This is a genomic window from Microbispora sp. H10830, assembly GCF_014161375.1.
GTDB classification, from domain to species: Bacteria; Actinomycetota; Actinomycetes; order Streptosporangiales; family Streptosporangiaceae; genus Microbispora; species Microbispora catharanthi.
Window position 1 is genome coordinate 809,292 of the sequence record NZ_JABBWX010000002.1, and the last position, 19,266, is coordinate 828,557.

Consider the following 19,266-nt stretch of genomic DNA (forward strand, 5'->3'; position numbering starts at 1 on the left):
GATCACAAGGAGGGCTTCATGTCCCGTGTCCAGCTCGCTCTGCGCGTCGCCGACCTGGAGGGTTCGATCGCGTTCTACTCCAAGCTGTTCGGCGTCGAGCCCGCCAAGCGGCGGCCCGGTTACGCCAACTTCGCCGTCGCAGAGCCGCCGCTCAAGCTGGTCCTCCTGGAGGGCGAGCCGGGGGAGCCGACGCGGATGGACCACCTCGGCGTCGAGGTCGAGGACGACGCCCAGGTCACGGCGGCGACCGAACGCCTGAAGGAGGCCGGCCTGGCCACCTTCGAGGAGAACGACACCACCTGCTGTTACGCGCTGCAGGACAAGGTGTGGGTGCACGGCCCCGGCGGCGAGCCCTGGGAGGTGTACGTGGTGAAGGCCGACAGCCCCACAGCCGGCAGCCTCACGATCGGCACCGTCCCCGAGGAGGCCGGCTCCGCCTGCTGCGCCACCGAGACGGTCACCGGCGGTGACGCCTGATCGTTCCGCCGAGCCGGGCGGGCCGCCACATCAGCAGCACCACCGCCACGAAGGCGAGGGCGACCACCACGAAGAAGAGGACGTACGGGAAGGGGGCTTTCCCTTCCGGCTCTTCCACGGATGTCGGTTCCTCCACCGGGGCGATGCGATCGACGAGGTCCTTCGCGGCCGGCTTGGGGTCGCCTTGGGGCGCGTGCCCGAGATCGGTCGCTCCGGCGACCTGGAGCAGGTCCTGCCGCATCGGTTCGTCCGCCGCGCGGTTGACGAGCACGACCAGCCTGCGCTGTGGAAGCGGCAGGTCCCGCGGCGCGGAGCGCTGGTAGCCCTCGACGGCGCTCACGCTCTCGGGCACGATCGCGGCGTCGGCGCCGCCCTCGGCCAGCCGACGCGAGATCTCCGGGGCCGGCACGGTAACCAGCCGTACGCCGCGATCGGTCAGCGCACGCAGCTGCTCCCCGCCGATCGTGTTGCGGATGAGGATGTCGTCGCCCTCGCCGGGGTGGTCGAGGAACCTCCCCGGCTTGACGCCGTCCCTGACGAGCAGGACGTCGGTGCTCGTCACCCGAAGGTCCGCCAGCTCACTGAGGCCCCGTGCCTGCAGGGCCTCCCGTACGTCCCTGCCGGAGTACTGACCGCCGCTGACCGACTCGAGGACGTCGAGGTCGTACGCGATGGTCACGGCCGGCACACCGGCGGGCGGCGTGACGCTCGTGGGATCGATCGTCGCGATGGCCGGGGCGTAGCCGTCGCGGCGGAGCCTCTCGGCGAAGGCCTCGGCGGCGTACCGCTGGTCGGCGGGCGCCTGGACGACCACCGTCGGCGGCGCAGGGGCGAGGGCTTCCGGTGGGGATTCGCCGGCGTCGCCCAGGGTCAGGAACACGGCCACGACGGCCACCGCGGCGAGCGCGGCCGTGCCCGTAAGGATCACCGCGAGGCGCACTCGCCGGTCCGGAGCCCGCCAGGTCCGCCGGCGCTCGGCGGTAGGCGTGCCCATGAGGGAGGCGAGCTTCTGCCGCACGACATCCGGCGTGCTCGGCGAGCAGATGAGGGCGTCGGCGGCGTCCTGGCTGGACTGCCTCCACATCTCCTCGGCCGGGAAAGCCGCCTCCACGAGCCGCGCGTAGAGCCGTGTCGCGTCACTTCGGGGATCGATCACACTGCGAAAGCAGTTGCGCTGGAGCAGCACCCTCTGGAGGTGCTGCCGGGTGGTGGGGCTCGTGCCCGAGCGAGCCAGATCCTCGACCGCGGCACGGACGTCCTTCGCGTACGCGAGCGCGTCGGCCAGCGCCTCGGTGTAGGCGTTTCCCGCACCGTTCCGGTACGCCACCGTGGTGTCCGTGGGGGCCACAGTGTCGACGGAGCTCACGGGTAGAGCGGGAGGAGGGCTGGGCGGGGAGTGATCCGGCTCGGGTTCGGGCTCCGGCGCCCCGGAACCGGACTGCTCGACCAGCTGGAGCACCTTGGGCCGGTCCTTCTCGATCGACAGCGGCTCGGTCTGCCGGGCGAGCCTGGCGATCATCTCCGTCGCCGGGACGTCGGACCGCGTGTAGAACTGGTGGCAGAGTTTCGAGGGCGTCTGGTCGAGGACGCTGTCGGCCGCGCGTCCCCAGACCACCGTCTGCGCCCCTTCGGGGGCATACCGCGCGAACGACAGCTTGATGCTGTGCTCGCTTGTGCTGCTGGTCCAGGTGGCGGCGGTGAACCTGGTCCGCGTCCCGTACGGCAGCAGCGCCGCGACGGTGTCCGCGAATCGCAGCCGATCGATCATGGGGACGGTGTCGGCGCCGATCACGCACACGGGCCGGCCGTTCAGCAGCAGCGCCGCGGCGGAGAGCGTGTCCGGCCCGGGTGCCATCGCCTCCGGGTCGTACGGCGGCACGGCCACGGTCAGCGGAGGCCGCGGCTCCAGCGGCAACGCGGCGAAGGCGGTGTAGAGCGCCGTGTACGACACCGGCTGGTCGACGAGCTGCTCGTACGGCACGTAGAACCACCGGGTGTAGGCGATCTTGCGGTTGGCGAAGTCGCGGTGACCCGACCACTCCCGGATCGCCAGAACCAGGTAGTGGGAGATCTGCCCGTTCTCGCTGATCCTCGCGGTGCCGATCGTCACCTGGGGCAGGTCGCCGGCGGTGCTCGCGGTGTAGCGGTGCCTGAGCTTGTCGAACACCCCGCGATCGAGCCGCCCGTCGCTCCACTCCAGCAGGCCGTATTCGTCGTAGCTGCCGGGCCGCTTGCCTTCCAGCGCCCACTCGAAACCGATCACCGTGGACCGCCGGCGGCGAGGCGCCGACCGAGCCACAGCATGGGCTCGACGACGTTGATGGGATGGACCTGCCCCCGGATCCGCAGCTCCCTGCCCGCCTCGGGCAGCAGGTTCTGGTAGTCGTTCCGGTCGAACGTCTTCGTGTGCGGCCGTACGTAGAAGCCGATCGACGAGGTGACGAAGAACTCGACGCGGGTGCGGTGGAAGAACTGGTCCAGGGCGTTGACGACCATGTCCGCGTTGCCGCTGGCGGACACCTCGCACAGCGCCCGGAACAGGTCGCGGGCGTCCTCGCTGGTCACCCGGGGGAATCCGTACTCGTCGTCGGGCGCGGAGTCGAGCAGGTGCAGCTTCTCCGCGGTCTCGAGCACGCGGGGGTCGTCGAACTTGGTGATGCAGACCGCGACGTGATGGGGGAGCATCCCGTCCCGCAGCTCTCCGGTCTCGAGCATCTTCTCGGCGAGGCGGGTGAGCGGCGGGTGCAGGTGGTCGAAGGCGTCACCGAGCTCGAACTCCCGGATGGGGTCGAAGAGGAAGACCAGGCCCCTGCTCTTCACCAGGTTGTCCATCAGGCGCCCGCGCAGGTCGTCGCCCACCCCGGAGCCGTTCCCCGTGTGGAGGGGACCGGCGCTGAACAGACCGCCCGGCGCGTCGACCATGCTGATGCCGATCTTCAGCGGTGGGGTGGGCCGGGCTTTGCGGAGCCACCGGCGCTCCTGCCGCCCGGCCGGCCCGACCAGCGTCCAGCGGTAGTGCTCCAGGCTCTGGCTCGCCTCCGGGAAGATCTTCCCGTTCGACAACGCGTTCGTTCTCTCGATGAGGTAGTCGGACGAGGCGGCGTCGGAGCCGATGATCTTCCAGTCGTCCTTCCGCCGCATCAGCGCGATGTTCAGGGCGGCCAGAAGCGTGGTCTTGCCGCTGCCGGGGGCGCCCCACATGGCGATGTCGTGGGCCGGTGGTCCCTGCGCAGGGTCGGACTGCATGGTCTGGTCTCACTCCGTCTCGTCGAGGAGGGGGAACGGGATGGGGCGGGCGTCGGGCGCGGCCAGTCCCAGGTCTGCGGCCAGCCCCCGGATGTCGAGGGCGTCGAGATGCGCGAGCGCGTTCGCGCCGAGCCGACGCCAGGCCGGGTGCGCGGAGGTGTCCTGGCGGTCGCAGATCGCGGCGAGCACGGTGTCCGGCCGGCTCTGGACGCGGCCCAGGAGTAACCGCCAGTCGTGCGGGCGCGGGCAGGGCAGGATCAGCGACCGGTTCGTACGCGCCGGGTGCGGCGGGCGGTCGCCGACCGTGAGCAGGACCGTGCGCACCTGCTCCGACGTCGCGAGCCGCCGGGCCACGGCGTCCAGCATGTCCTCCACCTGGGCGGCGTGCGGATAGTAGGGGTAGCCCTCGGTGATCGTGCCGCGCTCCTCCAGCCACTCCAGGGCGGCCAGCGCGCGCTCGGGCGTGGCCTGCCACGCGGCGACCTCCACCGGATGCTCTCCGGCCGACCGGTGGTCGTAGGAGTGCGCGCCGTACGCCACGAGGGAGACCCGCAGGAGGCCCGCGAGCTCGGCGGACAGATGACTGACCATCTGGCGTACTCGGCTCAGGCGCTCCTCCACCTTCGCGTCGGGCCCGCACACCTCCACCGCGCAGATCAGGTGCGCCGGCCCGGCCTTGGGCGGCAGCTGCGACGGCGCCGCCGCCACGAGGTCGCTCCAGCCGCGCGGGTCCCGGGCCAGCTCGGGCACGCCGGTGAATCGCACCTTCCCCGGTCGCACCAGCTCGGCCGTCAGCAGGTAACGGCCGGGGGTGAGCCTGGCGCTGTGCACCGACAGCAGCCTGGGCTCCCGGCCCTGCCAGGTGACCACGGCGAACGCGGTGCCGTACTCGTCGCCGGGCTCGCACCGCACGGGCACCTCGGCCCGGGTCCCGGGAAGGGTGCCGATCGGGAACAACTGCTTGCTTCCCAGCCGCAGCCGCCCGCTCGCGTGGTCGGCACGCAACACGACCAGGTCGTACGACCGTGACAGCGGGTCGGAGGCCAGGACATCCTCGACGATCGCGATGACCGGCCCGTCACAGGGGAGAACGGCGGCGGGCCGCACCTCGCCCAGCCAGCCGAGTGCCCGGTTGGCCTCCGCGCCGTCAGGAAACGAGCAGACGAGGACGACCTCGTCGGCGGAGAGCAGGTCGGCGGCCCGGAGCACGGCCTGCCGGGAGGACTCGTGCCCCCATTCCTGCTCGGAGTCGGAGGTCAGGTCCTCCCATGACGACGACCAGTAGTGGCAGCGAGGCCTGCCGTTGTCGTCCCGGTGGATGCGGAAGACGGTCATGCCGTCGGCGGCGACCTCCACGACGGTGAGGCGGCCGGTGGCGGTGAGCCCCGCAACGGCTCGGGCGACGGCCTTGCGAAGCAGAGCCTTGTCGGGCTCTGACACGGATCCTCCGTTGATTGTCCTACTCGTCGCCCCCGTCCCCCTATATCCGAACTAGCGGGTAACAACGAAAAGACGACTTGTCATAACGGTAGGGTTCTTGTTGTGTCGATGCGTCGAATCATTCTCAGTTTCCCGCAATCTTACGGCGGGGATCTACGATAGCCCGAGTCTCGAGCGTTATGCCACGTTCCAATATGTGCGCGTAGGCGAGGAGAAACATGAGGCGGTTTCTGATTGCGCTGTCCGGAGCGCGGCCTGAGGTGCTCGAACGGTGTCCGAGCGAGTACGGCAAGTTCGAGGGCATCGGCGGAGCGGTGCTCACGACGGCCGTCCTCGCGGTCGTCTCGATGACGTTCGCCCTCAACAGCGCCCTGGGCGTCAACGTCGTCCTGGCCGTCCTCGCCGCGCTGGTCTGGGGCCTGATGATCCTGAGCCTCGACCGCTGGCTGGTCAGCACGATGAAGGCGGACGCCCCCCGTCGCTGGCCGCTGGCCGTTCCGCGCGTTCTCATGGCGCTCCTGCTCGGATTCGTCATCTCCACGCCATTAGTGCTCCAGATCTTCCGGTCCGAAATCGATGCCCAAATCGTCCAGATCAAGCAGCAGCGTGCGGACACCTTCGCCGCGCAGCAGCAGCAGGGCAACGTCGGCAAGGACGTCGGCCAGCTCCGCAAAGAGGTGGCGGACCTGGAGAAAGTCATCTCCTCCGGTGGTGACGTGCCGATCGACACCGGGCAGGACCCGAACGTCAAGGCGCTGACCGCCGAGCGCGCCAAACAGCAGAAGCTGGCCGACAAGCACTACAACGAGTGGCAGTGCCAGCTGTACGGAGGACCGTCGTGTCCGAAGAAGGGCGACGGCCCTCTCGCCCAGGACAGCCGGCGCGCGTACGAGAAGGACAAGCGGCGGATCGACCTGATCAACCGGCAGATCGAGGACCGGAAGCGGGAGCTGAACGCCGGCAGCGAGGAGGCCAAGCAGGCCCGCCTCGCGAGCGCGCAGGACGCCCTGCCCAAGGCGAAGGCGCAGCTCGACGCCGGGATCAAGCGGCAGGCGGACCTCCAGGCGTCCTTCGACGCGGAGAACATGGCGACCAACGGCCTGCTCATCCGCATCCAGGCGCTCAACGAGGTGACCGGCAAGGACAGCAGCCTCGGCGTCACCCGCCTGCTGCTGTTCCTGCTGTTCCTCCTCATCGAGTGCCTGCCGGTCACGATCAAGCTGATGCAGCGGCCGGGCAACTACGAGAAGGTCCTCGCGCTGGCCGAGAAGCACGAGTTCCGGGACGCGCGGGGCACCTTCGCCTCGCCGGGCGCCTTCACCTCGCAGGGCACGGGCGGCCCCGGGACACCTGCCTCGCTTCCGGGCCGCTCGCAGGACGTCTGGCGCATCTGGTCCCGTACCGGCGAAACCGGGCCCCAACCGGTCGTCACCGTCCCCGAGGACGGCGCGGCGTACCGGGGACCCACCGGCACCCGCGCGGAGACCGTCGGCGAGACCGACGTGTACGACTCGATGGAGGACCAGGAACTGAGGCGGATGCCGGACGCCAGGACCATGCGGGTTCCTCGGACCGGCGCCGAACGCCCCGGCGGTGTCGAGCTGCTGCCCGATGACGACTGACGCTCCGATGGCGCGCCCGAGGCGGGTGATCAAGAATCGTTACGAGCTGAGGTCCCAGCTCGGCCGCGGCGGCATGGGTACGGTCTGGCTCGCGATGGACAGGATGCTCGGCCGGCTCGTCGCGCTCAAGGAGGTCCTGCTCACGCCGTACGGCGAGGGTCTCGAGATCCAGCGGGCGAGGGCCCTGCGCGAGGCCCGGTCGCTGGCCCGGATCAGACATCCCGCGATCGCCGAGATCTACGACGTCTTCGAGGAGGGCGGCTCGCCGTGGATCGTCATGATCTACGTCGAGGGCGGCTCCCTGGACGACCTGATCCGGCGGCGGGCGCTGTCCGAGCGCGAGATCGCCGCCTTGGGCCGCGACGTGCTGGCCGGGCTGACGGCCGCACACGCCGCGCATGTGCTGCACCGTGACGTCAAGCCGGCCAACATCGTGGTGGGCCACGGCGGAAAGGTGGTGCTCGTCGACTTCGGCATCGCGCAGATCGTCGGCGAGAGCGGGCTCACGTCGCACAGCATCATGCTCGGCACCACGGAGTTCATGGCGCCGGAGCGGATCGAGGCGCGTGCGGTGGGACCCGCCGCCGACCTGTGGTCGCTCGGCGTCACCTTCTTCTGCGCGCTGGAAGGCTACTCGCCCTTCCGGCGGGACAACGCCTACGCGACCGTGCACGCCGTCTGCAACGACGACCTTCCGCCGCCTCGCCGCCGCGGGCCGCTGTACGACGTGATCGCGGGGCTGCTCAGGAAGGACCCCGCGCTCCGGATGGGGGCGGCCGAACTCGACCGCCGGTTGGCGGTGATCGCCGCCCCGCCTCGGCTGGAGCCGCCGGTCGAGAGGCCGCGGTCCAAGCCGCCGGTCGAGAGGCCGCGACCCCAGCAGCAGCCCCCCCGGCCGCCGTCGCCGCACACTTCCTTACGCGGTGCGGCCGCGGCGCTCGCCGCGATGGCGCCCGACGCCGCCGGGCGGGCGTTGGAGGCCATGGCCGGCGATCCGGCCCGGGCGGCCGGTGTGCTGGGCCTGCTGCCGTCCGACCAGGCCGGGCGGGTGGTCGGTCACATGACCGCGGGGGGAGCGGCCGCGCTGCTGCGGCAGCTGCCCGCGAGCCGGGGCGCGAGCATCCTGGCGGACGTCCCCGACCGGGTCGCCGCGGACATCCTCAACGCGCTCGGCGTCACCCCCGCCGCGGTCCGGCTGGTCGAGGCGATGACGACCCGGCGGGCCCGGCAGGTGCTGGAGTACGTGCCGCCGCCGGTCACCGCGGCCCTGCTCCGGGCGACCACGGACGGCCGCGCAGAGCGCCTTCTGTCCGGGCTCAGCCCCGCCGTACGCGCCCAGATCGCCATCACCGAGTGATCCCTGCGACTGATCCCTGCGACACGCCCTTGACCTCGAAGGAGTAGGTGAGCGTGCCGCCGGGGGCGCCCGGCGTGCTGATTTCTCGCTTACGTGACGGGCGGTCTGTCCGTCTCAGGAAACGGTGATGTCTTCGAGGCGGACCGACACGACGAGGGGGTCGGGGACCCTGGCGTTGTTCTCGTCGCGGCCGTAGATCATTCGGGTGGCCGGGATGACCAGCCCCGACACCTCCCGATGGCCGGAGATGTAGTGCGCGCTCGGCACGCCGCCGGCGACGTCCACGGTGTAGTCGCGGCGGCGGAGCAGGCCGTCGGCGTCGACGTACAGGACCTGCTCGGCGCTGTGCGTGGCGATGTCCGAGGGATAGGTCACCTTCAGCCGGCGGAACTTCTCGCCGTCCTCGGCCCACGGCTCGATCTCCTCGGTCCGTACGCCCGGGAACGTCAGGGAGATCGGCTCGGTCAGGTAGGTCCACATGGCGTAGCCGGTGAAGTAGGCGAGTTGCGGCGCGTTCCAGGGTGTCGTCAGTTCGTGTCCGGCGAAGGACGCACGCGGGTTCCGCAGTTCCTCGACCACCTCGCCCTCGGTCGTCTCGATCGCGATGCGGTCCGGGGTGAACGCGGTGCGCCGGCCCTCGCCCAGGAAGGGCGTGTGGCTGGTGAACTGGCGGTGCAGGTCGACGGTCACCGTGACGTCGTCGACGGCGCCGGGGTGTCCCTTCAACGGCCACAGGGCGCCGTCGGAGAACTGCCGGGCCGAGATGCGCTGGGCTTCCCGCCATCGGGCCGGGCCGCCGTGGGCCTCCAGCACGGTCGTCAGCAGGTCGGTCATCATGGGCTCCCTATGAAGGTGACTGGTCATCTTAAAGTCGTGAAAATTGCCCGCAGGCGCCGGCCGGGCTTCCCGGTGAGGTCAGGCGCGCAACGCGTCGAGGGCGATCTCGAGCTGCTCCGCGACGACGGACTGATCGCCGATGGTCTTGGCGCGCAGGGTGGCGCCCTCGAACGAGTCGATCAGGAAGGCCGCCAGCGTCCTCGCCGGACGGGCCGAGGTGATCTCGCCGGCCTCCTGGCCCTCGCGCACCGTGCGGGCCACGTCCTCGGTCCAGTCCTCGAGGATCTCGCGGACCGCCGTACGCACCTGGTCTCCGGCGCTGCTGCTCTCGCTGGCGAAGGTGCCGAGGAGGCAGCCGAACTCCACGCCGGTGGCGCGGGTGCGGTCGACCATGGCGACGAAGTGGCCGCGCAGCCGCTCCAGGGCGGGCCCGTCACCGCTGAGCACGGCGAAGTTCGCGCCGCGGGCGTAGCGCCGCACGATCTCGACGGCGAGCGCCTGCTTGCTTTCGAAGTGGTTGTAGAACGACCCCTTGGGGACGCCCGCGGCGCTGGTGATGTCCTGCACGCTCGCGCCGTTGAACCCCTGGCGGCGGAACACGTCCTCGGCGCTCTCGACCAGCTTGTTCTTCACGCTTACCCGAGGCATGGCTTCAATATGACCGTTCGTCTTGGAGTTGTCAAAAATCAGGCGGGCTGGACCTGTTCCGCGTGGCGGCGGCGCGGCAGGCGGAGCAGGGCGAGCGAGCGGACCGCGATGCCGCCGATGATCGCCGTCGCGGACGCCACCACGAGCCAGCCGAGCGTCGTGTGCGGTGCCGACGGGGTGAGTGTCAGCAGGCGCACGCCGTAGGTCGCGCTCGCCGCCGTGGTGAAGGTGAAGGCCCAGAAGCCGATCACGAACGGGATGTGCGCGTACCTGCGGAGCAGGAACAGATGGGGCAGGAGCAGGGCGGCGAGGGTGCCGAGCAGCACCTCGTGCACGGTGTTCAGCTGCGGGCCCGCGATCGCCCACCAGGCGTTGCCCGCGACGGCGGGCGGCGCCGAGAAGATCGCGAGCGTCGGCATGAGCGGCCCGGGCAGCTCGGGGCCGGTGGCGAACCGCACGAGGAGGACGGCGCCGATCAGCAGCCAGAAGAGGATGCCCGCGGAGAACAGCGCGGTGGCCGCCCCCCGGTGGCCGATGGTCGCGAGGGACTGCGCGCCGATGAGCGAGGCCGCGACGGTCGGGAGGAGATACCCGCCGTGCAGCGTCGCGGACTGGCGCGGCGTGGTGAGCATCGAGGCGACGAACCACGCGCCGAACGCCGCCGCGATCGCGAGCATCGTCCAGACGAGCGCGGCCCCGACGCCCGGGAGGTACGTCGTGAGGTGGGCCGCGAGGAGCGAGCCGGTGGTGGGGGCGAGCGCGGCGAACGGCCCGAGGACCGGATGCCGCAGGTCCTCGGCGATGTCGCCGAGGCGGGTGACCCTCGCGCCATACCGGGCCAGGGTGCCGGCCCACAGTGCCGCCGCCGCCACCCAGAGGGCCTCGCCGACCGCGGGTGGAGCGCCGAGCGCGGGGCCGGCCGCCGTCCAGGTGCCCGCGAGTCCAGAGAGTCCGAAGCCGATGCCGAGGGTGTTGAGGGGGAGCCGGGTGGGGACCGGCGTCGTGCTGGCCATGGTCGGCCTTCTTTCTTCTCGTGCTTCCCGCGCTCTGGGGCGAGCGGCCGAGGGGAAACAATATGACCGGTCGTCTTAAATTGTCAACGCCGCTCCCCTCAAGGCGCAGAGTTCAGAGGAGGGCGATCAGACGGCCGACGACCCCGGATTCGAGCACGATCAGCGCGCCGATCCCGACGAAGACGAGCGGGACGAGCCAGTGCCCGAACCGCTCGGCGAACTCGACGACCTTCTTGTGCGAGCCCAGCCAGGACCCGGCCGCGCACCAGACGGCCACGAGGACGGCGAACACGACCACGGTGAGCAGGGTCGCCGCCGGCCCGATGGTGCGGAACAGCGGCGTGTAGACGGAGACGTTGTCCGCGCCGTTGGCGACGGTGATGCTCGCGACCGACAGCACGCCGGTGGCCACCGGCGCCGAAGGGGGATCGTCCCCGCCTGACGCCCGTAGCGCCGCGACCAGTCCGCGTACGCCGAGGGCGAGCGGAACCAGGCCGAGCAGGCCGACCCACCGGTCCGGGATGACGGCGAGACCGAGGGCGGCGACGCCCGACACGACGACGAGCGCGGCGATGCCGGCGTACTGGCCGGTGACGATCTGCCAGGGGCGCGGCCGGCCCTTCGCGCGCGCCGACAGGAACAGCACGGTCAGGATGACGACGTCGTCGACGTTGGTGCCCGCGAAGACCGCGCAGGCGGTGCCGAGCGTGGCCGCGATGCCGTCCATGGCCGGTCAGCATAGGAGTTCACGAGTGGTGTGGTCAGCGGGGGCAGAACTCGGCGGTGATCGCCCGGGTGGTGACGGCGGTCTGGTCGACCCAGGAGCCGTTGAGGGCCAACGCCATGGTGTGCCGCCCGCCGCGGGTGCCGGCCACCCAGGTCAGCGAGCCGTCCATGGTCCCGGCGCCGCCGTACACGGTGACGCCGCAGGGCGTGGTGGCGATCACCGTGCCCAGGCCGTACCGGAAGGTGTCGCTCTGGGGGAAGGAGCCGGGTGTCGGCGTCAGCATCGTGTCCAGCAGTCCGCGCGGCAGCAGCCGCCCGGCCAGCAGGGCCGAGACGAAGCGGTTGAGGTCGCCCACCGTGGAGATCATGTCGCCGTCGCCCGCGGAGGTGGTCGGGTTGAAGACGGTGACGTCCTTGAGGTCGGGCCGGGCGGGGTCGGGCTTGACGTACCCGTGCAGGTGCGGCCCGCGCACCCAGGGCGAACACCCGGGGAAGTACGTGTCCTTCAGGCCGAGCGGGCGCAGCACGCTCTCGGTGATCACCTGGGCGTACGGCCGGCCGGTGATCTTTTCCATCACCAGGGCGAGCAGGCTGTAGTTGGTGTTGGAATACTTCCAGGAAGCGCCCGGCCGGAACGCCGGCGGGTGGCGCCCGGCCGCGTCGGCGAACTCCCGCGGTGTGAAGCAGTGGGCGGGGTCCTTCTCGGCGAGCCGCTCGACCTGGGGATCCTCCGTGTAGTCGTAGAGCCCGCTGGTATGGGCGAGCAGCATGCGCATCGTGATCGCGCCGGCGTTCCTCACCACGCCGGGGAGGACCTCCGCGAGGGGAGTGTCGAGCCGGAGACGGCCCTCCGCGACGAGCCGCAGGATCGCGGTGGCCACGAAGGTCTTGGTGATGCTGGCGATCCTGAACCGCATGTCCGCGCTGGGCGGCCGGTGCGCCACGACGTCCGCGACACCGCTGGACAGGTTCCGCACCACGCCGTCGTCGCGGGACTGCGCGAGCGCGCCCGGCGAACCCTGCCGTACGGCGTTGTCCAGGACCTGCCGCAGGCCGTCCCCGCCCGCACCCGAAACGAGCGCGAGGACGACAGCCGCATGAACGGCGACGCGCGATCGGCGCATGCACCCAAACTAACGTGACACACCGAATATTTCGGTCAGGCGAGGATTGTGATTACGGATATGCGTGCCTGGCGAGGGCCAAAAACCGATTACCACACTGCTCGGTCGTGAGCGACCAGGCGGAATCACGCGCCGGAGACCGGGACAGGGACCGTGTCGCCGAGAGGCTGCGCGCCGCCGTCGGCGAGGGCCGCATCACCCTCGACGAGCTGACCGAACGGCTCGACCGCGTGTACACCGCGCGCACGTCCAGCTGCACCTGGCGGACGGCCGTGGTGGACTTCCGCGCCGCCCGACCCGGACGGCGTCGTGCTGCGGTTGTCCGGGCACACCGGCGGCGACATCTGAATGCGTTACCACCGAATCCCCTGACGATCGAAAATGCGGATTCCCGATAGGGTGCCCGGATGCCGCATCGCCGACTCGCCGCGCTGGCCGCCGCCGTGGTGGTCGTGGCCGCCGGTCTGGCGGTCCGGGCGCTGCTGCCGGGCGCGGTCGCCAAGTATGCGGGCGACCTCCTCTACACCCTTCTCGTGTACGCGCTGGTCGTCGTGGCCGCGCCGCGCGCCCGGCCCTTGGCGGTGGCGGCCGTGGCGCTCGGGGTGAGCTGGCTGGTCGAGTTCGCCCAGCTCACCGGAGTGCCGGCCGCACTGTCGGCACACAGCACGCTGGCACGGCTGGTGCTCGGCACGACGTTCAACGCCCCCGACCTGTTCTGGTACGCGGTGGGCGCCGCCGTCGGATACGCCATTCAATCGCTTCGCACGAGATAACCATTGACCGCCTACATCGCCTTCACGCCGGGCGCCGGCCGGTTCCCTCTCGTCGCGCGGGGCAGGGCGGCCCCGATCGTCGTCAGCGCGAGCGACTTCCCCGGCGTCACCCGGGTCGTGGGCGACCTGCAGGCCGACGTGGAACGGGTCACCGGAGTGAGGCCCGCGGTCTTCACCGACACCGTGCCGAAGACCGGCGAGGTGGTGCTGGTCGGCACGATCGGGAAGAGCCCGCTCATCGACGGTCTGATCAAGGCGGGCAAGCTCGACGTACGCGGCATCGCGGGTAAGTGGGAGACGTCCCTGGAGCAGGTCGTGCGGAACCCGCTGCCGGGCGTGCGCCGCGCGTTCGTCATCGCGGGCAGCGACCAGCGGGGCACGATCTACGGCGCCTACGACGTGTCGAGGGAGATCGGCGTCTCGCCCTGGTACTGGTGGGACGACGTCCCGGCCCGCCACCGCGACGCGCTGTACGTCCTGCCGGGGCGGCACAGCCAGGGCACGCCGAAGGTCAGGTACCGCGGCTTCTTCGTCAACGACGAGAACCCGGCGCTCGGCACGTGGGCGCCCAGGTTCTTCGGCCCCGGCCTAGCTCCCGGCTACGAGGGCGGCTTCACCAGCAGGTTCTACGCCAGGGTCTTCGAGGTCATGCTCCGCCTCAAGGCCAACTATCTGTGGCCTGCGGTGTGGGGCCGGGCGTTCGCCGAGGACGACCCGGACAACCACACGATGGCCAGTCGGTACGGCGTGGTCATGGGCACCTCGCACGAGGCGCCGATGATGCGCGGCATCGAGGAGTGGAACCGGCACGCCGTGGCCGCCGTACGCGACGGCCAGGGGAACATCGTCACCCCCGGCCACGACCCGTACGGCGGGACCGGCGAGTGGAGCTTCCGCCGCAACGGCGAGGCGATCGAGAGGTACTGGGCCGACGGCATCCGCCGGATGAAGGAGCAGGGCTTCGAGGGCGTGGTCACGCTCGGCATGCGCGGCAACGGCGACGTCGGACTGCCCGACGGCGACGGCATCGACCTCATGAAGAGCATCCTGGCCGCACAGCGGGACATCCTCGCGAAGGAGAGCGGGGCCGACATCACGAGGATCCCGCAGGTCCAGACCCTCTACAAGGAGGTCCAGCGCTACTGGGACCAGGGCATGCGCCCGCCGGACGACGTGACGGTCGTCTTCTGCGACGACAACTGGGGCAACATGCGCAAGCTGCCCGACCGGTCGCTGCCGGAGCGGCCCGGCGGCTACGGCATCTACTACCACTTCGACTACGTCGGCGCCGGGCGCAACTACAAGTGGGTCGACACGACCAACCTGGCCAACACCTGGGAGCAGCTCAACCTCGCCTACACCTACGGCGTGGACCGGCTGTGGGTGGTGAACACCGGCGACATGAAGAACCAGGAGCTTCCGCTCCAGTTCTTCCTCGACTACGCCTGGGACCCCGGCCGTTGGCCGCTGGAGCGGCTCGGCGAGTGGCGGCGCGCGTACGCCGCGCAGAACTTCGGCCCGGAACCGGCCGACGACATCGCCGAGGTGCTCGACGAGTACGGCCGGCTGCAGTCGCGGCGCAAGCCGGAGCTGCTCAACCGGAAGATCACCGTCGATCCGGCCAAGGACCTCGCCACCGACTCCTCCGCCGTCGTCGACGACGACCGGGCGACGCCGTTCAGCCTCACGGCCTACCAGGAGATGGACCGGGTCACGGCGGAGTGGCAGCGGCTCGCGGCGAAGGCCGACAAGATCCGCGAGGCCCTGCCCGCGGGCTGTGACGACGCCTTCTACCAGCTCGTCTACTACGAGGTGAAGGCGAGCGCCAACCTGTACGAGCTGCGCAGGGCGCAGTTCACCAACCTGCTGTACGCCCGGCAGGGGAGGGCGGCGACCAACCGGATGGCCGACCTCGCGCAGGCCGGGTTCGACGAGGATCAGGCCATGTCGGCGTACTACAACGAGACGCTCGCGGGCGGGAAGTGGAACGGCTTCCAGACCCAGCCCAAGATCGGCTACGGGGACGTCGAGCGGTATGGCCCCAACGCGCCCTGGCAGCAGCCCGAGCTGAACGACGTGGCGCTGCCCGACGCCCTCTACCCGCACCTCAAGAGGATCGAGGTGCCCCAGGCGGCCGACATGGGCGTCGCGATCGACGGCTCGGACGCGTGGTGGCCCGCGGAGACGTCACCGGCCGTGCTGCCGGCGTTCAGCCCCTACCAGACCGCGCCGGGGCAGTACATCGAGGTGTTCAACCGGGGCGCGACGCCCTTCGACTACTCGGTCACGCCGTCCGCGCCGTGGGTGAGCGTCACGCCCGCCGCCGGGAGGGTGACCGACCAGGTGCGCGCGGACGTACGCGTCGACTGGTCCCGCGCGCCGGAGGGCACGTCCGAGGTGCCGATCACGGTGACGGGCCCGTCGGGCGCGCGGGTGGTGGTCAAGGCCGTCATCCAGAAGCCCGCCGGCCTGCGGGTGAAGGGCTTCGCCGAGGCCGGCGGGTACGTCGCGATCGAGGCCGCCCACTACACCCGGGCCGTGGACGCCGCCGGGGCCGGGTGGAAGGTCGTCCCCGGCATCGGCCGCACCGGTGATGGAGTCATCCCGTGGCCCGTCACCGCCCCGAGCCGCGCTCCCGGCGGCGACGGCGCGCGTCTGGAGTACACGATGACGTTGACGAGCGGCGGGCCGGTGAAGGTCTCGGCGTATCTGTCCCCGCGCAACAACGTGCTGCCGGCCGAGGGCCTGCGCTACGCCGTCTCGATCGACGACGGCGCGCCGCAGGTGGTGAACGTCACCAAGGCCACCGGAGCCGACGACACCACGATGAACGCGCAGTGGGCGCGCAACACCTCCGACAACGCGAACGTGACCACGACGACCCACACGATCAGCGGGCCGGGCGTGCACACGCTGAAGTTCTGGATGGTCGACCCGACCGTGGTCGTGCAGCGGTTCGTGGTGGACACCGGCGGCGTGATCCCGAGCTACCTCGGCCCGCCGGAGAGTCACCACGTCGGGTGACCTCCCGATGACCGAGGCGGCCCCCGTTTTACCGGCACGGGGGCCGCCTCTCTATCCCTGATCGCGATCTGTTGTTATCGTCACATTGACGATTAAGGAGGTCGTGGTGGCGCTGACCGATCTGCTTGGGCCCCTCCTGGAGCCCGCCATCACCCTGGGCGGCGTGTCGACGAGCTGGGCCGAGTTGCTCGGGTTCGCGACAGGGGCGCTCACCGTCTGGCTGGTGGTCCGCCAGCACGTCTGGAACTGGCCGATCGGCGTCGCGAACGTCGTCCTGCTCGGTCTCGTCTTCCTGGCCGTCGGCCTGTACGCCGACGCGGCCCTGCAGATCGTCTATGTGCTCCTCGGCCTGTACGGCTGGTGGCAGTGGCTGTACGGCGGGGCCGGGCGGACCACGCTCACGGTCACCAGGACCGGCCGCGCGGAGTGGGGATGGCTCGTGCTCGGGGGCGCCGCGGTGACCGCGCTGCTCACCGCCGCACTGGCGACCTGGACCAACTCGGCCGTCCCGTTCTGGGACGCCCTGACGACCGCGCTGTCGCTCATGGCGACCTACGGCCAGTGCCGCAAGCGGGTGGAGTCGTGGTGGCTGTGGATCGCGGTCGACCTGGTCTACATCCCCCTCTACGCGTACAAGGACCTCTACCTCACCAGCGTGCTCTACGTGCTGTTCCTCGCGCTGTGCGTGGCCGGGCTGCTCGCCTGGCGGCGCGACTCCGCCGCCCGGCCCGCTCCCGCCCCTGACGGTGGCGCGGCGGTGACGCGATGAGCGCCCGATACGCGCACGGACTGGTGATCGGCAAGTTCTACCCTCCGCACGCCGGCCACCACCACCTCGTCGACACCGCCGCCGAGCGGTGCGCGCTGGTCACGGTGGTCGTCGCCGCCAGCAGCGTGGAGAGCGTCCCGCTCGCCCTCCGTGCGGCGTGGCTGCGCGAGGCGCACCCGCAGCCCCACGTGGTGGTGGCGCCGGTGGTGGACGACATCGAGATCGACTACGACGACCCGGGGATCTGGGCCGCGCACGTCGAGGTCTTCCGGCACGCGCTGGCGCTGGCCCACGGTGGCCTCGCGCCGGCCGTCGACGCCGTCTTCTCCTCCGAGGCGTACGGGCCCGAGCTGGCCCGCAGGTTCGGCGGCGCGCACGTGGCGGTCGATCCGGACAGGATCCGCTATCCGGTCAGCGGGACGATGGTCCGCGACGATCCGGTGGCCGCGTGGCCCTGGCTGAGCCCGGCCGTGCGCGCCCACCTCGCCTGGCGGGTGGTCGTCGTCGGGGCCGAGTCCACCGGCACCACCACGCTCGCCCGCGCGCTGGCCGCGCACTACGCCGCGCGCGGCGGAGTCTGGGCGGCGACCCGGTGGGTGCCCGAGTACGGCAGGACGTACTGCGAGGAGAAGCTCGCGGCGGCCCGCCGGGCGGCCAAGGCCGCGGGGGCGCAGGAACCGTGGCTGGACGACCTGGAGTGGGAGCCGGAGGAGTTCACGCTGATCGCCCACCGGCAGCTCGACTGGGAGGAGGCGGCGGCGCGGACGGGGTCGCCGGTGCTGTTCTGCGACACCGACGCGCTCGCCACCGCGCTGTGGCACGAGCGCTATCTCGGCACGGTCGGTCCCGAGGTCCTGCGGGTCCACGAACGGGCCCGGCACGACCTGTGGATCCACACGTCCGTGGACGGCGTGCCGTTCGAGCAGGACGGCTGGCGCGACGGCGAGCACGTGCGGCACGGCATGGACCGCCGCCTGCGCGCGGAGCTGGCCGATCGCGGGCTCCCGCACGTCGTCGTCTCCGGGCCGCCCGAGGAGCGGCTGACCGCCGCCGCGCGGGCCGTCGACGATCTCGTCGCGGCCGGTCGCCGGTTCGCCCCGCCGTTATGAGCTGGGTCGATACGAGAACCCATATCGATCGAGGGTCCATATGAATATTGGACATGTTCTGAACACTTTGCTTTGCTCCTGCGTCTAACGCCCCTGTGACGGACGAGAGCAAGGACATGCCATGCCACGGACACTGCCGGTTACGCTGAAAGTCGCCACGATCACGGCCTCCCTCCTGGCCGGCGCCGTTCCCGCGACCACCGCCACCGCCACCGCCGCCGCCGCGCCCCGGACGGACGTGGCCGCCGCGCTGCGCGCGCTGGAGACGTCGTTCAAGGGCCGCATCGGCGCGTACGCGATCGACACGGCGACGGGGAAGACGATCGGCTATCGGGCGGGCGAGCGGTTCGCGCTGGCGTCCACCTTCAAGGCGGTGGCCGCGGGCGCGGTGCTGGCCAGGACGACCGACCGGGAGCTGACGCGGAAGGTCGTCCATTGGAAGGCCGGCGAGGTGAAGCCGAACTCGCCGGAGACCGGCAAGCACGTGAAGGACGGCATGACCCTCGCCGAGCTGTGCCGGGCGGCGATCATCTACAGCGACAACACCGCGGGGAACATGCTGCTGAAGCGGATCGGCGGGCCGCAGGGCCTCACCCGCTACTTCCGCACGCTCAAGGACCCGGTGTCCCGGCTGGACCGCTGGGAGACCGAGCTCAACGACTGGTCGCCCAAGGAGAAGCGCGACACCACCACGCCCGCGGCCGTCGCCCGCGACCTGAGCGCGCTCACGACCGGCGACGCGCTCGGCGCGAAGGACCGATCCCGGCTGATCGGGTGGCTGCGCGACAACACGACCGGGGACGCGCGCATCCGCGCCGGGCTGCCCACGACGTGGATCGTCGGCGACAAGACCGGCACCGGCGGCACGTACGGCACCGCCAACGACATCGCCGTCGTCTGGCCGGCCAAGGACGCCGCTCCGATCGTCATGGCGATCTACACCAACCGCCGGGCGGCCGACGGCGCCACCGACGACAAGGTGATCGCCCAGACGGCGACCGTGCTCGCGCGCGGCCTCGGCCGGCTCTCGTAAATACCGCGTTATGGGGCCGACCGCGCTTTACGGCCCCATAACCTTGTCTATAGCCATTTGGGGGAGGA

General features: G+C 71.1%; 17 protein-coding genes. 9 read left to right on the plus strand and 8 right to left on the minus strand.

Features of this window, described 5'->3' with window-relative positions; translation table 11 throughout:
- The first annotated feature begins 18 nt into the window (after nucleotides 1-18).
- Nucleotides 19-477, plus strand: coding sequence for an ArsI/CadI family heavy metal resistance metalloenzyme (locus HHX35_RS08695; RefSeq protein WP_182898295.1), 459 nt, complete (start codon nucleotides 19-21; stop codon nucleotides 475-477).
- On the opposite strand, the gene HHX35_RS08700 is transcribed toward HHX35_RS08695, so the two are convergent.
- The 3 genes from HHX35_RS08700 to HHX35_RS08710 are packed head-to-tail and all read right to left on the minus strand — an operon-like array spanning nucleotide 458 to nucleotide 5,163.
- The gene (locus tag HHX35_RS08700; RefSeq protein WP_182898296.1) at nucleotides 458-2,740 is read right to left on the minus strand and encodes a hypothetical protein; all 2,283 of its coding nucleotides are present in this window, start codon (nucleotides 2,738-2,740) and stop codon (nucleotides 458-460) included. The genes HHX35_RS08695 and HHX35_RS08700 overlap by 20 nt on opposite strands.
- Nucleotides 2,737-3,723, minus strand: coding sequence for a hypothetical protein (locus HHX35_RS08705; RefSeq protein ID WP_139579889.1), 987 nt, complete (start codon nucleotides 3,721-3,723; stop codon nucleotides 2,737-2,739). Before HHX35_RS08705 ends, HHX35_RS08700 begins: the two co-directional genes overlap by 4 nt.
- A gap of 9 nt (nucleotides 3,724-3,732) precedes the next feature.
- Nucleotides 3,733-5,163 carry a hypothetical protein gene (locus HHX35_RS08710; RefSeq protein ID WP_182898297.1) on the minus strand — a complete coding sequence of 477 codons (1,431 nt, stop codon included), beginning with the start codon at nucleotides 5,161-5,163 and terminating at the stop codon, nucleotides 3,733-3,735.
- Nucleotides 5,164-5,381: 218 nt separating this feature from the next.
- Between HHX35_RS08710 and HHX35_RS08715 the strand changes: the two genes are divergently transcribed.
- Entirely contained in the window at nucleotides 5,382-6,785 is a 1,404-nt protein-coding gene (locus tag HHX35_RS08715) for a DUF4407 domain-containing protein (protein WP_182898298.1), read from the plus strand.
- Entirely contained in the window at nucleotides 6,775-8,142 is a 1,368-nt protein-coding gene (locus tag HHX35_RS08720) for a protein kinase domain-containing protein (RefSeq protein ID WP_182898299.1), read from the plus strand. Before HHX35_RS08715 ends, HHX35_RS08720 begins: the two co-directional genes overlap by 11 nt.
- Nucleotides 8,143-8,256: 114 nt before the next feature.
- Here the strand turns inward: HHX35_RS08720 and HHX35_RS08725 are convergent, their stop codons facing one another.
- From HHX35_RS08725 to HHX35_RS08745, 5 genes are all read right to left on the minus strand, one after another.
- The gene (locus HHX35_RS08725; protein ID WP_220505126.1) at nucleotides 8,257-8,979 is read right to left on the minus strand and encodes a hypothetical protein; all 723 of its coding nucleotides are present in this window, start codon (nucleotides 8,977-8,979) and stop codon (nucleotides 8,257-8,259) included.
- 78 nt (nucleotides 8,980-9,057) lie between these two features.
- On the minus strand, nucleotides 9,058-9,627 hold the full coding sequence (locus HHX35_RS08730; RefSeq protein WP_182898300.1) for a TetR/AcrR family transcriptional regulator: 570 nt from the start codon (nucleotides 9,625-9,627) through the stop codon (nucleotides 9,058-9,060).
- Between the two features lie 38 nt (nucleotides 9,628-9,665).
- A complete protein-coding gene (locus HHX35_RS08735; RefSeq protein ID WP_182898301.1) occupies nucleotides 9,666-10,640 on the minus strand; it encodes a C4-dicarboxylate transporter in 975 nt (324 codons plus the stop codon).
- Between the two features lie 112 nt (nucleotides 10,641-10,752).
- Nucleotides 10,753-11,367, minus strand: a complete 615-nt coding sequence (locus tag HHX35_RS08740) for a cadmium resistance transporter (RefSeq protein WP_182898302.1) — start codon at nucleotides 11,365-11,367, stop codon at nucleotides 10,753-10,755.
- A 34-nt stretch (nucleotides 11,368-11,401) separates the two neighbouring features.
- Nucleotides 11,402-12,490 (minus strand): serine hydrolase, encoded by a 1,089-nt coding sequence (locus tag HHX35_RS08745; RefSeq protein WP_182898303.1) that lies wholly within the window; start codon nucleotides 12,488-12,490, stop codon nucleotides 11,402-11,404.
- A 107-nt stretch (nucleotides 12,491-12,597) separates the two neighbouring features.
- Between HHX35_RS08745 and HHX35_RS08750 the strand changes: the two genes are divergently transcribed.
- From HHX35_RS08750 to bla, 6 genes are all read left to right on the plus strand, one after another.
- Nucleotides 12,598-12,888, plus strand: a complete 291-nt coding sequence (locus HHX35_RS08750) for a DUF1707 domain-containing protein (RefSeq protein WP_182898304.1) — start codon at nucleotides 12,598-12,600, stop codon at nucleotides 12,886-12,888.
- 9 nt (nucleotides 12,889-12,897) lie between these two features.
- The gene (locus HHX35_RS08755; RefSeq protein WP_182898305.1) at nucleotides 12,898-13,263 is read left to right on the plus strand and encodes a DUF2809 domain-containing protein; all 366 of its coding nucleotides are present in this window, start codon (nucleotides 12,898-12,900) and stop codon (nucleotides 13,261-13,263) included.
- Nucleotides 13,264-13,266: 3 nt separating this feature from the next.
- Nucleotides 13,267-16,287, plus strand: coding sequence for a glycosyl hydrolase 115 family protein (locus HHX35_RS08760; RefSeq protein WP_182898306.1), 3,021 nt, complete (start codon nucleotides 13,267-13,269; stop codon nucleotides 16,285-16,287).
- Nucleotides 16,288-16,372: 85 nt separating this feature from the next.
- Nucleotides 16,373-17,056: a nicotinamide riboside transporter PnuC gene (gene pnuC, locus HHX35_RS08765; RefSeq protein WP_220505127.1), complete on the plus strand. Its 684-nt coding sequence runs from the start codon at nucleotides 16,373-16,375 to the stop codon at nucleotides 17,054-17,056.
- Nucleotides 17,053-18,165, plus strand: coding sequence for an AAA family ATPase (locus HHX35_RS08770; protein WP_182898307.1), 1,113 nt, complete (start codon nucleotides 17,053-17,055; stop codon nucleotides 18,163-18,165). The genes pnuC and HHX35_RS08770 overlap by 4 nt, the downstream gene beginning before the upstream one ends.
- A 121-nt stretch (nucleotides 18,166-18,286) precedes the next feature.
- The gene (gene bla, locus HHX35_RS08775; RefSeq protein ID WP_182898308.1) at nucleotides 18,287-19,198 is read left to right on the plus strand and encodes a class A beta-lactamase; all 912 of its coding nucleotides are present in this window, start codon (nucleotides 18,287-18,289) and stop codon (nucleotides 19,196-19,198) included.
- Nucleotides 19,199-19,266: the final 68 nt, after the last annotated feature.

Excerpts from the sequence above, each read along its gene's own strand:
- HHX35_RS08695 (WP_182898295.1), top strand. The coding sequence starts at position 19 with ATGTCCCGTGTCCAGCTCGCTCTGCGCGTCGCCGACCTGGAGGGTTCG.
- HHX35_RS08705 (WP_139579889.1), bottom strand. The coding sequence starts at position 3,723 with ATGCAGTCCGACCCTGCGCAGGGACCACCGGCCCACGACATCGCCATG.
- HHX35_RS08715 (WP_182898298.1), top strand. The coding sequence starts at position 5,382 with ATGAGGCGGTTTCTGATTGCGCTGTCCGGAGCGCGGCCTGAGGTGCTC.
- HHX35_RS08720 (WP_182898299.1), top strand. The coding sequence starts at position 6,775 with ATGACGACTGACGCTCCGATGGCGCGCCCGAGGCGGGTGATCAAGAAT.
- HHX35_RS08725 (WP_220505126.1), bottom strand. The coding sequence starts at position 8,979 with ATGATGACCGACCTGCTGACGACCGTGCTGGAGGCCCACGGCGGCCCG.
- HHX35_RS08730 (WP_182898300.1), bottom strand. The coding sequence starts at position 9,627 with ATGCCTCGGGTAAGCGTGAAGAACAAGCTGGTCGAGAGCGCCGAGGAC.
- HHX35_RS08735 (WP_182898301.1), bottom strand. The coding sequence starts at position 10,640 with ATGGCCAGCACGACGCCGGTCCCCACCCGGCTCCCCCTCAACACCCTC.
- HHX35_RS08740 (WP_182898302.1), bottom strand. The coding sequence starts at position 11,367 with ATGGACGGCATCGCGGCCACGCTCGGCACCGCCTGCGCGGTCTTCGCG.
- HHX35_RS08745 (WP_182898303.1), bottom strand. The coding sequence starts at position 12,490 with ATGCGCCGATCGCGCGTCGCCGTTCATGCGGCTGTCGTCCTCGCGCTC.
- HHX35_RS08755 (WP_182898305.1), top strand. The coding sequence starts at position 12,898 with ATGCCGCATCGCCGACTCGCCGCGCTGGCCGCCGCCGTGGTGGTCGTG.
- HHX35_RS08770 (WP_182898307.1), top strand. The coding sequence starts at position 17,053 with ATGAGCGCCCGATACGCGCACGGACTGGTGATCGGCAAGTTCTACCCT.
- bla (WP_182898308.1), top strand. The coding sequence starts at position 18,287 with ATGCCACGGACACTGCCGGTTACGCTGAAAGTCGCCACGATCACGGCC.